The organism is Chryseobacterium balustinum (assembly GCF_900168205.1).
Taxonomy (GTDB): domain Bacteria; phylum Bacteroidota; class Bacteroidia; order Flavobacteriales; family Weeksellaceae; genus Chryseobacterium; species Chryseobacterium balustinum.
The window spans coordinates 71,167-83,682 of the sequence record NZ_FUZE01000014.1 but is presented as its reverse complement, the minus strand read 5'-3'; the positions used below and the strand labels follow the sequence as shown (position 1 = coordinate 83,682).

Annotated in this window: 15 protein-coding genes; all 15 read right to left on the bottom strand. The window is 34.5% G+C overall.

Annotated elements, in window-relative coordinates; all coding sequences use genetic code 11:
- Nucleotides 1-5 precede the first annotated feature (5 nt).
- The 15 genes from ric to B5X64_RS15005 all read right to left on the bottom strand — a co-directional run bounded on the left by ric (nt 6) and on the right by B5X64_RS15005 (nt 12,481).
- Nucleotides 6-731, bottom strand: a complete 726-nt coding sequence (gene ric / locus B5X64_RS15075) for an iron-sulfur cluster repair di-iron protein (protein ID WP_072408821.1) — start codon at nt 729-731, stop codon at nt 6-8.
- Nucleotides 732-976: 245 nt separating this feature from the next.
- Nucleotides 977-1,390 (bottom strand): c-type cytochrome, encoded by a 414-nt coding sequence (locus B5X64_RS15070; protein WP_072408819.1) that lies wholly within the window; start codon nt 1,388-1,390, stop codon nt 977-979.
- 19 nt (nt 1,391-1,409) lie between these two features.
- Complete coding sequence (locus B5X64_RS15065; RefSeq protein ID WP_072408818.1) at nt 1,410-1,973, bottom strand: SCO family protein; 564 nt, start codon at nt 1,971-1,973, stop codon at nt 1,410-1,412.
- Nucleotides 1,974-1,976: 3 nt separating this feature from the next.
- Nucleotides 1,977-2,807 (bottom strand): formylglycine-generating enzyme family protein, encoded by an 831-nt coding sequence (locus tag B5X64_RS15060; protein ID WP_079466022.1) that lies wholly within the window; start codon nt 2,805-2,807, stop codon nt 1,977-1,979.
- Between the two features lie 41 nt (nt 2,808-2,848).
- Nucleotides 2,849-3,883, bottom strand: coding sequence for a copper-containing nitrite reductase (gene nirK / locus B5X64_RS15055; protein WP_079466021.1), 1,035 nt, complete (start codon nt 3,881-3,883; stop codon nt 2,849-2,851).
- Between the two features lie 132 nt (nt 3,884-4,015).
- A complete protein-coding gene (locus tag B5X64_RS15050) occupies nt 4,016-4,447 on the bottom strand; it encodes an RrF2 family transcriptional regulator (RefSeq protein ID WP_072408812.1) in 432 nt (143 codons plus the stop codon).
- A gap of 79 nt (nt 4,448-4,526) precedes the next feature.
- Complete coding sequence (locus B5X64_RS15045; protein WP_079466020.1) at nt 4,527-5,483, bottom strand: DUF438 domain-containing protein; 957 nt, start codon at nt 5,481-5,483, stop codon at nt 4,527-4,529.
- Between the two features lie 162 nt (nt 5,484-5,645).
- A complete protein-coding gene (gene moaCB / locus B5X64_RS15040; RefSeq protein WP_072408809.1) occupies nt 5,646-6,551 on the bottom strand; it encodes a bifunctional molybdenum cofactor biosynthesis protein MoaC/MoaB in 906 nt (301 codons plus the stop codon).
- 11 nt (nt 6,552-6,562) lie between these two features.
- Nucleotides 6,563-7,000 carry a molybdenum cofactor biosynthesis protein MoaE gene (locus tag B5X64_RS15035; RefSeq protein WP_079466019.1) on the bottom strand — a complete coding sequence of 146 codons (438 nt, stop codon included), beginning with the start codon at nt 6,998-7,000 and terminating at the stop codon, nt 6,563-6,565.
- Nucleotides 6,997-8,079: a ThiF family adenylyltransferase gene (locus tag B5X64_RS15030; protein WP_072408805.1), complete on the bottom strand. Its 1,083-nt coding sequence runs from the start codon at nt 8,077-8,079 to the stop codon at nt 6,997-6,999. Before B5X64_RS15030 ends, B5X64_RS15035 begins: the two co-directional genes overlap by 4 nt.
- A gap of 12 nt (nt 8,080-8,091) precedes the next feature.
- Nucleotides 8,092-8,325, bottom strand: coding sequence for a MoaD/ThiS family protein (locus B5X64_RS15025; RefSeq protein WP_072408803.1), 234 nt, complete (start codon nt 8,323-8,325; stop codon nt 8,092-8,094).
- Nucleotides 8,326-8,336: 11 nt separating this feature from the next.
- Nucleotides 8,337-10,400: a TonB-dependent receptor plug domain-containing protein gene (locus tag B5X64_RS15020; RefSeq protein ID WP_079466018.1), complete on the bottom strand. Its 2,064-nt coding sequence runs from the start codon at nt 10,398-10,400 to the stop codon at nt 8,337-8,339.
- A gap of 2 nt (nt 10,401-10,402) precedes the next feature.
- Nucleotides 10,403-10,966 carry a molybdenum cofactor guanylyltransferase gene (gene mobA, locus B5X64_RS15015; RefSeq protein ID WP_164463423.1) on the bottom strand — a complete coding sequence of 188 codons (564 nt, stop codon included), beginning with the start codon at nt 10,964-10,966 and terminating at the stop codon, nt 10,403-10,405.
- 7 nt (nt 10,967-10,973) lie between these two features.
- A complete protein-coding gene (locus B5X64_RS15010; protein ID WP_072408800.1) occupies nt 10,974-11,297 on the bottom strand; it encodes a winged helix-turn-helix domain-containing protein in 324 nt (107 codons plus the stop codon).
- Nucleotides 11,285-12,481 carry a molybdopterin molybdotransferase MoeA gene (locus tag B5X64_RS15005; protein ID WP_079466016.1) on the bottom strand — a complete coding sequence of 399 codons (1,197 nt, stop codon included), beginning with the start codon at nt 12,479-12,481 and terminating at the stop codon, nt 11,285-11,287. Before B5X64_RS15005 ends, B5X64_RS15010 begins: the two co-directional genes overlap by 13 nt.
- Nucleotides 12,482-12,516 lie beyond the last annotated feature (35 nt).

Here is a 12,516-nt window from a genome sequence, read left to right as displayed (position 1 = left end):
TCAATTTAGTGTTCTACTGAAAATTCTTTTTCTAATTGAATCGCTTTTGGAAAGAGAATATTATTTTCTAAATGAATATGTTTATGAAGATCATTTTCAAAATCCTGAAGCATTGCAAATGTTACTTTATAGGTATTACAAGCATCTGCAGGAGGTGTATATTCATCTGTAAGTTCTGCAATTTTTCTTAATCGCTCTCCTTCAACAGTATGCTCGTGCTTCATCATATTTACAGGGTTTTCTACCGATCCAAATGGAGGTTGCGGAATTGCCATTCCTTCTATTTGCGCTCTAACCATATTTTTAATAAATGGGAAAAGCATTAACTCTTCTTTTTTCATGTGTGAAGCCAAATCCTGTGCAGATGCAAAAAACAGATCCCTGATCTCGAATAACTCAGGATGCAGGGCACCATGAACTTTACATAACTTATCCAAAAATTGTTGCAAAACAGGTGTTTTTTCTTCCACATAGCGGTGATGCGTTTTTTCTACGTAATCTGCTAAAAGATCTAATGGCCAACTGTTGAAATCAATAGAATTACCATCAGTCTTCGGAAGATTTTCTATGTCTGAATAAATTTGATCACTATCTAAATTTCTCGGACCACACGCTTCTTCTATCGTTCTACCTCCTTTACAACAAAAATCGATGCCATATTTTTTGAATATCGCAGCAGTTCTAAAATCTTCTGCTACAATGTCTCCTATAAAGTCTGTCTGTGTATTCATAATTTAATACTTTTTTATCTTTTATTATTTTAAAATTTTTTTGTTTTGCACTATTGCTTTGTTTCAATTACAGATTTTTAAAATAAAAACTGTAACTCAATTATTTCAAAAGCCACTCTCTTTCATGGCATTACGATAATTAAAAATTCAGCAAGTAAAAAACATGGATTCGTAATGCCAGAGAGAAAAGTGAGATCAAAACAGGTTCAGCTGTTTTAACTTCCAAATATTATATAAATATTTATCTATTTTTTTAAAGAAAGAATATATTTTACCATCTTCTGAGCATTTTCTTTACTCATTCCTGAGTGAGGTGTCATTGGGATATCTCCCCAGTTTCCTTTTCCGCCATCAATGATTTTCTGCGCAAGCATATCAATATCAGCTTCTGTATATTTTGCTGCAACATCCTGATATGATGGACCAACCAATTTAGCGTCTACTTTATGACATGACAGACAATCCATTCCTTCTAACAACTCTTTTCCTTCGGCTTCGGGTGTTAATGTTTCAGATTTAGATGCCATTGCTGCAGAATCTATTGTCTTAGGCTCTTCAAGCATTACATTAGATTCTACCGCTGTTTCTGTTGGCTTTTTATCTGAGCATGAGATCATTGTGAGTGCTGATAAAACTGCACCTAATACTACCTTTTTCATTTTTCAATTTTTTTATAATTTATAACTCTAGTTGCTTTTTAATTTCTTTTGCAGTGCGTTGAATATTGTTATCAAGGCCTTCTTTCTGGTAAGCCAGTGTACCTTTTTTTGAATACACACTAATAATATTGGAGTGCGAAAATTCAATAGGAGAAATCTCTTTATACTTCACGGCCATAATATTGGCAATTTCCCTTGTATCGTTTTCGTTGCTGCGGATAAACATCCATTCTTTTTCATCAAGCTGATGGGTTTTTAGATAAGCCTTCATAACTTCAGGAGTATCTGTTTTAGGGTCAATAGAAATCAATAAATATTCGATATTATCAGGATCTACTTTTCCAACTTCTTTTGCTATTTTTTTCATTTCCGCAGTCAGCCTCGGACAAGCAGTTTTACATGAGGTAAAAATCATTGTCGTTACAATTACTTTCCCTTTAAGATCTATAAAGGAAATTTTACTTCCATCCTGTTTTTCCCATACTGACCCCACGTTGTAAATCGAGTCGGGACTTATAATCTCTTCTTTTTTGCTGCACGACAAAATTGAAAATGCAAACAAAAGATATAGTAACCGTTTCATTTTTTATTTATTTAAATTTTTTGCACATCTGAATCCTAAGTTATTAAGACAATAATCAGCTTTAAGGCTCCCTCTGAGTGCATATCTCACGAATCCGGCATAATTTCTAAGATCACTAGAAGTGATGGCAGCACCTGCACAGAAAAGAGATTCGTTTGTCGTATTATCCTTGCGGGATTCTCCGCTCATCATTACAGAATTAAAATCAAATGTCCATTCCCAAACCATTCCATACATATCATAAACACCATAATAATTAGGTAAATCTTTTTTGATAACTTGCTTATTTTTATCCTTTTTCTGATATGATTTTAAAATATAGTCCGTAAACTCAGGTTTCTTAGAAGCATTTTTTGAATTACGATCTGCCAATGCTGTAAATTCCCATTCGTCAATTGTAGGTAATCTTTTACCAACACTTCTTGCATACTCTTTAGCTGCGTACCAGGAAACATTTGTAACTGGTGCATCCGGACTTAGATTTTCGGGTATTTCGTAATCACTTTTCCAATGTTGAAGATATGAGCTGTCTGCATAAAGACGTTTTACTTTACTTTTGGTCCATTGAGGATTTGCTTTAAGAAATCTGAGATAGTCTGCATTGGTAACCGGGCTGTCGTCCAGATAAAAGGTTTCTACTTTTACAGTTCTTCCTGAATCTTTACCTATAAAAGCTTCATAGACACCTCCGTCAATTCTTACCATTTTTTTTGAGTTGGAGACATATTTTAAATGGCTATGAACATCCGGAGATTTTTCATGCATATTAGAATGTCTGGAACAAGAAAACAGGGTTACGGCAATTGCAAAAAACATACTCACCACAATTCTCATTATTTCTATATTTTAGATCCTCAATGTAACCTTAAGTAATTTTAGTTTTTTTTGTAAACCGCAGGATTTTCAGCTCCGGTGATTTTAATTTTACCTAAAGCACCTTTATTAAAGGCTCTGAAAATCGCATGATCCACAATCACATACTCGCCGGGAACTGTCGCTTTAAACTCTACGATTGAAGCTCCGCCCGGAGGAATTACCGTTGTTTGTACATTCTCATTAATTTTACTTCCACCTTCTATGTATACTTTATCGAAAATTTCACCAATAACATGGAATGATGATGTCATATTTGGTCCACCATTTCCAACATAGAATCTTACGGTTTCACTTACCTTGGCCTGAAGCTCATTTGCACCTAACAGGGCACCTGTATTACCATTGAATACAATATAATCAGGATGTTCGGCAATAGCTTTATCCATATCAAATTCCTGAAGACCTTTGTCTCCAAATTTACCTTTGGTGTAGAAATCACCCTGCATAATGTAGAATTCTTTGTCCACTTTTGGCAGTCCACCTTCCGGTTCAATTAAAATCAAACCATACATTCCGTTGGCAATATGCATTCCTACAGGTGCAGTTGCACAATGGTAAACGTATAACCCCGGATTGGTTGCTTTAAAAGTAAACACGGCTTCTTTTCCTGGCGCAACAAAAGTTGCTTCTGCTCCACCTCCGGGGCCGTTTACCGCATGTAAATCTATATTGTGAGGAAAGGTTGAATTTTCGTTATTTTTAAGATGAAGTTCAATGTCATCTCCCACTCTTGCTCTGATGAAACTTCCGGGAACTGTTCCGTTGAACGTCCAAAAATTATATTGCGTTCCATCTGCAAGTTCGCCCACTTTTTCAATGGTTTCAAGTCTGACGATAACTTTTTTTGCAGCACGGTTACCAATGGGTAAGGGAACATTAGGTGCTACTGCAAACTTGTGTTCTTCGGTAGTTCCGTCAGTTTTGATCTGTTCTGCATCTTGCTTGTTTTCAGATGAAGCAGATTCGTTTTGTTTGCAGGAATTCAAACTAATGAATGCAGACAAAACAGCTGTTACTAAGAGTGATTTTCTCATTTTGTATAGATTTACAAAGATTCTCATGTTTTAAAATAATTAAATTTAAATAATATATAAATACCTTAAAGTATTTTATTATTTGATAGTTTTTATATTCAAAATTATTATCTTTTTAATTATTTAAGTGGTTTATTTTTTTAGAAAAGTCAATTTCAAATCTAGATTTTTAACAAACATTTCGATTTTAGAATTTTCCAGCATATCTTTTATTTTCTGGCGAATATGCTTAAAATCATTATGAATAGGACAAGGATGATCTTCCGAACATTCTTTAAGACCGAGACCACAACCCGAAAAGAGTTTATCTCCATCTATTTCTCTCACGATATCAGCTACAGACTGTTCAAGATCTTTTCCTTCCATGTAAAAACCTCCGTTGGGTCCTTTTGCTGATTGTACAAAGCCCTTTCTGCTGAGATCCTGTAATATTTTAGCAATAAAATATTCCGGAGAATCTATCCCTGATGAAATATCTTTAATCCCCACCCTACTTCCGTCCTTAGACTTCTGTGCGATAAATATCAAAGCTCGAATGGCGTATTCACAGGTTTTAGAAAACATTTGCTATTTTTATAATACAAAGATAAAAATCTATTTTGAAATAAAAGACAATTTAGTATTTTATTTTAAATGATAATTATCATTCCCATTCCAAAAGTCTTCGCTCCCCTTCAATTTTTTTTGTCTCAGAAATATCCTGCGACATCTCAATTACGCCACGATAATTTTTTTCCGAATCACGGACTGCAAAATATCTAACATAAATCAGTTTATCTCGGTAATTAAACCAAAACGAAGCTTCATTTTGTTCACCTTTTCTGAAAGCTTCTAAAATTTTCAGTACCGTATCAACACTTTTCGGAGGATGGCAAAAACGAACTTCCCTTCCTATAATACCAGCACTTCTGGGAAAAACACGCTCTTCTCCACGGTTATAGAAAATTACACGATCGTTTTCATCTACATACGTTAGATCTAATGGCAAAGTTCTGAACAACAGATTTACCTGCTCTACCGTCATATATCCTTCATCAAAATGTGATGCATTTTCATCAAAAACAACCTCTGTTCTCAAAGTGGTATCTTCGGAGGGATGAACATATTGTACTTCATCAGGATACTTTGCAGGTGATTCATTCAGCATCCAGCCTATTTCGTTTTCACCTTCACGCATTTTTATCCATTCCTCATCTGAGAGAATATCCATCGCATTGGGGAACAGTACTCTTTTTTCAACTTCCATCAGGTTTTTCAGATTCTGACCCGCATATTCTATATTTTGTTTAGCAGAATCTAAATCTTTATCGTCAATATTTTTTCTGATTATTCTGAAAATATCCCGAATCGTATCATGAAAAGACCACATATTTCTTGAAGGCCCTGTCCAGCCCTTTTGTTCTAAAAAGGGAAACAACTGATTTTCTTTTCGCTCAAACCTTCTTTCTATAGTTGCTAAATGATTGAAAAGGTTATAAAATTTCTGAAACTCTTCGTTCGGATTTGTATTAATTAACTCTTCCAACAGAGTGATGATTAACTCCTCTTCAACCAAATAGGTATGAACGGGATGACCTGCTTTAAATTGTTCTTTGACCATTTTTAAATTTTAAATAAAATATTAATATCTTTTTATCTTTTAATTTTAAAGAAAAACCTTTGACTTTCCTTTTTTACTATTTAGATAATGACAAATTTAAGGTTTGAATTCCAAATAAAAGACTTTTTAGTATTTTATTATTCTGATAAATATCAGTTTACTTTAATGTTTTCCTCCGTTCAAAATTTTATAGATATGTAAAATTCCAGGGAAGATGGCATCCATAGATTCTTCCGCACCTTTTGTAGAGCCGGGAAGTGCAATAATCAACGTATCGCCAATCATTCCGGCAAGACTTCTGGAAAGCATAGAATAAGGAGTTCGCAATTGCCCGTAGCTTCTGATTGCTTCGGCAATTCCGGGAATTTCTCTGTCTAAAAGCGGACGAACTGCTTCTGGTGTAACGTCTCTTTTTGAAAGTCCGGTTCCGCCTGTAATCATTATTAGGTCAATCCCATTTTCAATATCAGACTTTATTTTATTTTGAATTTCTAAAACTTCATCAGGAATAATTACATAATCATTTGTCTTTACATTATTCTTTTCTAAAGATGAAATAATTGCTTTCCCTGCTTTATCTTCTTTTTTTCCTGCAAAAATACTGTCGGAACAAACAATTACAGAAGCATCGATACCTTCTCCCGAATCTTTGATATCAGATTTTCCGCCCTTTTTCTCAATGAGTCTGATATTTCTGATTTCAATGTTTTTATCGATTGGCTTCAGCATATCGTACATTGTAAGCGCTACAACGGATGCCGAGTGCATTGCCTCTACTTCCACACCCGTTTTATAAATCGTGTGAATCTCTGAAGTAATATAAATATCAAGATCTCTAATTTCAAACTGTATGGAAGTATATTCTATCGGAAGCGGATGACAATCAGGAATCATGTCACTTGTTTTTTTTGCTGCAAATAATCCTGCTGTTTTTGACATTTCAAAAACATTGCCTTTAGGAACTTTGTTGTTAACTATTGCATCAATTGTATCTTGTGAACTAACGCTCAGTACAGCTTCGGCTAAAGCTTTTCTGAGAGTACTATTTTTGTGAGTAATATTAACCATTTTATTTTTAATTATTTATTTTCTTTCCAAGTGTGAGTATTATCTTCCCATATTTCTTTCCCCCATAAAGGAACTTCTTTCTTGATCCTATCAACCATTTCATCGCAGGCAAGAATAGCTTCCTTGCGATGTGGGGCTGAAGTGAAGACGAAAAGACATATTTCGCCAACTTTGATTTTGCCCAGAGAATGGTAAATATGTGCGCAAGTCAATTCATATTTTGTAATGATATCTTCGCGAATTTCTCCAGCTTTTTCTAAGGCCATTTCATGATATGTGGTGAAATCAATTGCTTCTACTTTTTTATCGTCAATTAAATCTTCACGGATCTGACCGAGAAAAATACTATGTCCTCCAATAGCAGTTTTTACTGTATGCTTAGTGATGCTTTCCGCAACAAAAGCAGGATTTATAGGGCCTTCGATAAAAATATTTTTTAATTTTTTCATTGTTGAATTGATTTTATCCCTGATTTAAGATGCTTTATTTCTTTATCAGGAAAGTGACTTTTTAACAGTTTTAATGCTTTTTGGCTTCGAGCTCCTGAAGCACAGACAAAACAGATGGATGTGTAACAATTTAGTTTGTTCAGATTTTGTTCCAGTGAACTTAACGGAATTTCTAAAGTCTTTGCTAATGCAATTTTAGGTTGTTCATCGCTTTCCCTTACATCTATCAAAATACTGTTGTTTTGATTTAAAAACGATATCAATTCCTGATGTGATTTTATGCTATTATCAAAACTGTTACAAAATTCATTATAATTAAAGTTCAGAAATTCTTGAATCGTTTTCGGTCCTGATTTTTCCGTACTTTCCTTAAAATTGATTTTCATTGACTCATAATTCTTCGTGTTGAAAACCAATAATTGGTGAATCAGAGTTTCGGGAGAGTCAATCAATAATTTGATAACTTCATTTGCCTGAAAAGTACCGATAACCGCCGAATGCGCAGGCAAAACTCCGGCTTCATTACAGTTCGGAACTTCATTCTGATTGGGTGGAACCGGGAAAAGATCCCGATAATTGGTGATTTGATTTTCCTTTTCCACATTAAAAACCGAAACCTGACCTTCATTCTGAAAAATAGAGGCATAGACCAAAGGTTTTTTCATCAGATAGCAAGCGTCATTCAACAAATATCTTGTTGCAAAATTGTCTGTGCAATCTACCACTACATCAAAATTATGGATCATCGACAAAACATTTTTACCCGTTATCATTTCCTGAAATGCAATAATCTCAATTTCAGAATTAATTTTACTTAGATGTTCTACCGCGGTAATAACTTTGGGTAATCCTACATCTTGCTCTCTGTACAAAGACTGGCGATGAAGGTTTTCTAATTCTATTGTATCAAAATCTACTATACCTACTACCCCAACGCCCGTAGACACCAATATCTGGAGAACCGGGCATCCCAATCCACCTGCGCCGACCACCAATACAGATGAATGGGCGATTTTTTCCTGTGCAGAAACTCCGAAATCCGGTAATATAATCTGCCTGTTGTATCGATTTAAATTCATTATGTTTAAATTTTAACCACCTGAATATGGAGGCAATAAAGCTATTTCAGATACATTAGAGATTGCTTGAGTATTTTCTGCTTTAGTTCCGTTAACGGCGACCAAATAAGTCGTTTCTTTTAGTTTGGGGAATTCTTTTTCAAGCATCAATTTCAGTTCAGCAATGGATTTTATGTTTTCTAAAGAAAAATTATATTCATCCGTTGTAAAGATATCCGTGAGTTTTCCAAATATTTTAAGTTTCATTAATTTAAATTTTAAAAATGATATCGCAATGCAGTTATAAAAGATCTTCCTTCTTTAGGATAGCCATAAGACAAATAATAATCTCTGTCCAATAAATTTCTGATACCAAAATCAAAGTTGACTCCTTTCACAATGTTTACCGATAATTTAGCATTAACCAACGTAAATTCGGGTGCCTGATCTCCTGTACTTGTTGTGTATCTTTTTCCATAAAATTCCATATTTACATTAAGTGTAGAGCGTAATTTTGGTACTTCCAATTTAGTATAAGCCATTAATTTATGATTCGGAACGTCGGTAAATTTTTCGTTACTACCTTCCGTTTTATCTTTCATATCGATATAGCTGTAGTTAGCTCCTAAAGTCATATTTTTAATCGGCATATATCCGAACGCCAGTTCATAACCCTGGAAAACGGCTTTGCCGATATTCACATTTTGACTGACGGGGTTTCCGTTGTCTAAAGCGCCGACTGTTCTGGCAAAAATGGCATCTTTCACATTATTGATGAAACCTGAAACTTCATAGTTGAATTTGTTTCCCAACTTTGCAGAATAGGTGATATCATAAGCCCAGGTGTATTCTGATTTCAAATCCGGATTGGGAACCTGACTTCCGAATCGGCTTGAATATCTTTCTTTCTGAGAGGCAAATCTTGATCTTTTGGAAGCTGAAAGTGTGATTAAATGATTCTTTACAGGTTCCACAATAATTCCTCCTTTGTAATCGAAAGCGTGATCTGAACCTTTTGGAAAATCATACAGTACATTTTTTTCTCCTGTTTCAAAGTGAGTTCCGTATTCCTGAGCCTTGATATTATTTCTTGAATTGTAAGAAGCTCCCACTACGGCTTTTATCAATGAATTAATTGTCACGACATCCTCCACACCAACATAAAAAGTATTATCCCTATAATTTTGCTCAGGTTCACCTTCTTTAAATTTTTGTCCGGTAGAGGTATTGGCTAAAATTTCCTCGTTATGTTCTTTATGAGAATCAAACTTATTATTAACAGAAAGTGTAATAACATTATTTTTAATCGCTTCGATCGTTAAATTTAAAATTCCACCTAATGAATAATCGTCATAGACGCTTGAAAATGAAGAATTTTTGTTGAGCAAAGTATACTGATCGTCATCATATTGCTTCATTTTATTGTAATAGGTATCATAATATCCGGTAAAATTTAAAAAGGTTTTATTGGCAACCAAAGTTCTTGTTTTCAAATACATGCTTCTCTTATCGTACGTCGGGTAATTTCTCCAGTTGCTGTTTCCTGCTTTCAATGCATTGGGAGCGATGTCTTTATCTGCATTTTGGGAAATGATGCTGAATGAATATTCGTCCGTTTTGTTTGGCGTATAACCGAATTTTGCACTGAGCCTGACATCCATAGATTCGGAATTCACTCTTTCTAATGAAGGCTGCAACGGTGTTCCGTCAAATTTTCTTGAAATCAGATAATTATCAACTTTCAATAAAGAAGCAGAACCCATGATATAATATTTATCTTGTCTTGTTCCGATGTTGAGTGCCGTAAAATAAGAATTCACTCCCGTTCCGTCTGCAAAACCAACGCCTGACTGCCCATCGATATCTAAAGCTTTTACAGGTTTTCTGGATACGATATTCACTGCTCCACCCATCGTATTGGGTCCATACTGTACTGAAACCAAACTTTTTTCTACAGAAATACTATGAATATCAAAAGTTGTAAATCTGCTTAAGTCAAAATTACCGTCATAAGGTGTATAAATAGGAATACCATCAAAAAAAACAGGTGTTCTGAGTGAATTGAACCCTCTTACTAAAATACTTCCTTCATTTCTTGCACCCATTTGTGTGATGCTAACTCCGGGCAAAAGATTGACCGCATCTACGACGTTCGTTTTATTAAAATCCTGAATTAATTGTACATCCACCTTGTGAATAGGACCTTCATTTTTATCTTTTCCAAAGATATTCACTTCCTGAATTTCATAATAATTCTTTAAGGAATCTACCTTTGGTTGTTCTTGTGCTAACATATTTACTGAAAGCAGAATTGCTCCTGCCACTACATAGTTCTTTTTCATTTTTATAAATTTTTATTGATTATAATTTCTGCAGCACGGAAGTTTTCCGGCGTATTTATATTTAAAAGTTGAGTTTCAAAACCATCATCATAATCAATATAATGAGCGTTTTGTTGCTGAAGGAAGCTGGTCATTCTGAGATTTTCATTTTTAATTGTTTCTTCTAGAGTACCGAGTACCGCCAGAGGATAAATACCCAAAACCGGATATATTTTTTCGCCATGACGCACCACATTAATTTTATTTTCAACCTTTTTTTGAAGAAAATCTTGAATTAAACCTGAAGAAACGAAGGGCATATCGCAACTGCAGACAAAAATATCTTCCCGGCAGAATTCTAAGGCGGAGTGAATACCCCCCATCGGACCTTTTTGTATTGTAATATCTGTAATAATACCCTTCGAATTTGGATAATCTGTATGATTTCCTGATATAAAAACCTCTTCAAAAACAGAAGATAAATTATCAATAACATGCTGTATTACATATTTTTCACCCAACACCATCGAGGACTTGTCTTGTCCCATTCTGGAGCTTTTGCCTCCTGCTAAAATGACTGCTTTCATTTTGATTTTAGATTTCATCCTGAGAAAATTTGATAAAACATTCTTCTGCTGTTTTGAACTTTTCCACTATCAGTTTCCCATAATCTGTAAGTGAACTTTTCCCACCTGTTTTTCCGCCCACTTCCTTAATGACGATTTCTTTGGAAGAATTGGAATTAATATCTTTTACAATTCCCCACGCTTTTCGGTAAGGAATTTTTAAAACTTTTGCCGCTTCTGTGATAGAACCCAAATCATTGATTTGCTGTAAAAGCCGGGCTCTTCCAATTCCAATCTTTAATCCGGATTCGGTTTCAATCCATATTCTGCCTTTGATTTTCAGACTTTCCATATTGTAACTTTCTCTCCTATATTAATTTCAGTTGCATTTTCAGGAAACTCTACCAGACAATTGGTCTGTGCAACAGAATCCATTTTATAAGATTCTTGTGCGTTGAGAATTTGCACACGACCTTTAGAATAGAAGGCTTTCAAAAACTGCGTCTGGTCTTTGCTTTTTTTCTTTGCAAAAGATTCTGAAATGGCAAAATCTTGTTCTTCATTAAAATCTTTCCGCCCGAAACAACCTAGTAAAAAGGGTTTTACATATTGATGATAGCAGGAAAAAACAGAAGCCGGGTTACCGGGCAATGCAAAAACAATTTTCTTGTTTAACTTACCGAAATACAGAGGTTTTCCTGGCTTTTGCTTGATTTTATAGAATAATTCTGAAACGCCTGATTTTTCTAAAGCAGGTTTCACATAATCATAATCTCCTACAGAAATTCCCCCTGTAATTAGTAAAACATCCACCATTTCAAAACCATTTTTTATGGCAGAAAAAGTAGCTTCTTCCGTATCTTCGACATGATTGATGAATGACAACTGATGATTAATTTCAGCCAAAGCTGATTGAAGCGTGTACGTATTAGAATTGTAGATTTCCCCATCCAGAAGAGGTTTCCCTATTTCCACCAATTCATCTCCTGTATAGAGTAGTCCTATTTTTAATTTTCTGTAAACATCAATTCTGTCAATTCCAAATCCTGCTAAAAAACCTATAACCGCGTGATTGACAAATGTATTTTCATCTATTATTTTTGTTCCTACTTGAGTTTGAGAACCTTTCAAACGGATGTTTTCTCCTTTTAAAATTTCATTACAATTAAATTGAATTTGGTCTTCAATCCTTATCGTTTTTTCCTGCATAATTACGGTATCAACACCTTCAGGAATTTTTGCACCTGTGAAAATACGTACAGCCTCTCCCCGAGCAAGCTCAAAACTATTTTTTGATACTCCGGCAGGAATGATATGTTTAACTTTTAATTCTGAAAAATCTGCTAAATCTTCAAATCGAAATCCGTAACCATCCATCGCAGAGTTATCAAAAGAAGGAACATCTAAAGTTGCCAAAATAGGTTCTGAGGTATAAAAACCTTGAGCTTCTAATAGTGAAACTGTTATTTTCTCTGTACGATAAATTTGTGTTTCGATTATTCTTTTAGCATCGGAAACAGGGATGAAATATTTCATTTTGCAGATGTTTTTGAAAGTTTAAAAATTGAAGG

Excerpts from the sequence above, each read along its gene's own strand:
- ric (WP_072408821.1), bottom strand. The coding sequence starts at position 731 with ATGAATACACAGACAGACTTTATAGGAGACATTGTAGCAGAAGATTTT.
- B5X64_RS15070 (WP_072408819.1), bottom strand. The coding sequence starts at position 1,390 with ATGAAAAAGGTAGTATTAGGTGCAGTTTTATCAGCACTCACAATGATC.
- B5X64_RS15065 (WP_072408818.1), bottom strand. The coding sequence starts at position 1,973 with ATGAAACGGTTACTATATCTTTTGTTTGCATTTTCAATTTTGTCGTGC.
- B5X64_RS15060 (WP_079466022.1), bottom strand. The coding sequence starts at position 2,807 with ATGAGAATTGTGGTGAGTATGTTTTTTGCAATTGCCGTAACCCTGTTT.
- nirK (WP_079466021.1), bottom strand. The coding sequence starts at position 3,883 with ATGAGAAAATCACTCTTAGTAACAGCTGTTTTGTCTGCATTCATTAGT.
- B5X64_RS15050 (WP_072408812.1), bottom strand. The coding sequence starts at position 4,447 with ATGTTTTCTAAAACCTGTGAATACGCCATTCGAGCTTTGATATTTATC.
- B5X64_RS15045 (WP_079466020.1), bottom strand. The coding sequence starts at position 5,483 with ATGGTCAAAGAACAATTTAAAGCAGGTCATCCCGTTCATACCTATTTG.
- moaCB (WP_072408809.1), bottom strand. The coding sequence starts at position 6,551 with ATGGTTAATATTACTCACAAAAATAGTACTCTCAGAAAAGCTTTAGCC.
- B5X64_RS15035 (WP_079466019.1), bottom strand. The coding sequence starts at position 7,000 with ATGAAAAAATTAAAAAATATTTTTATCGAAGGCCCTATAAATCCTGCT.
- B5X64_RS15030 (WP_072408805.1), bottom strand. The coding sequence starts at position 8,079 with ATGAATTTAAATCGATACAACAGGCAGATTATATTACCGGATTTCGGA.
- B5X64_RS15025 (WP_072408803.1), bottom strand. The coding sequence starts at position 8,325 with ATGAAACTTAAAATATTTGGAAAACTCACGGATATCTTTACAACGGAT.
- B5X64_RS15020 (WP_079466018.1), bottom strand. The coding sequence starts at position 10,400 with ATGAAAAAGAACTATGTAGTGGCAGGAGCAATTCTGCTTTCAGTAAAT.
- mobA (WP_164463423.1), bottom strand. The coding sequence starts at position 10,966 with ATGAAAGCAGTCATTTTAGCAGGAGGCAAAAGCTCCAGAATGGGACAA.
- B5X64_RS15010 (WP_072408800.1), bottom strand. The coding sequence starts at position 11,297 with ATGGAAAGTCTGAAAATCAAAGGCAGAATATGGATTGAAACCGAATCC.
- B5X64_RS15005 (WP_079466016.1), bottom strand. The coding sequence starts at position 12,481 with ATGAAATATTTCATCCCTGTTTCCGATGCTAAAAGAATAATCGAAACA.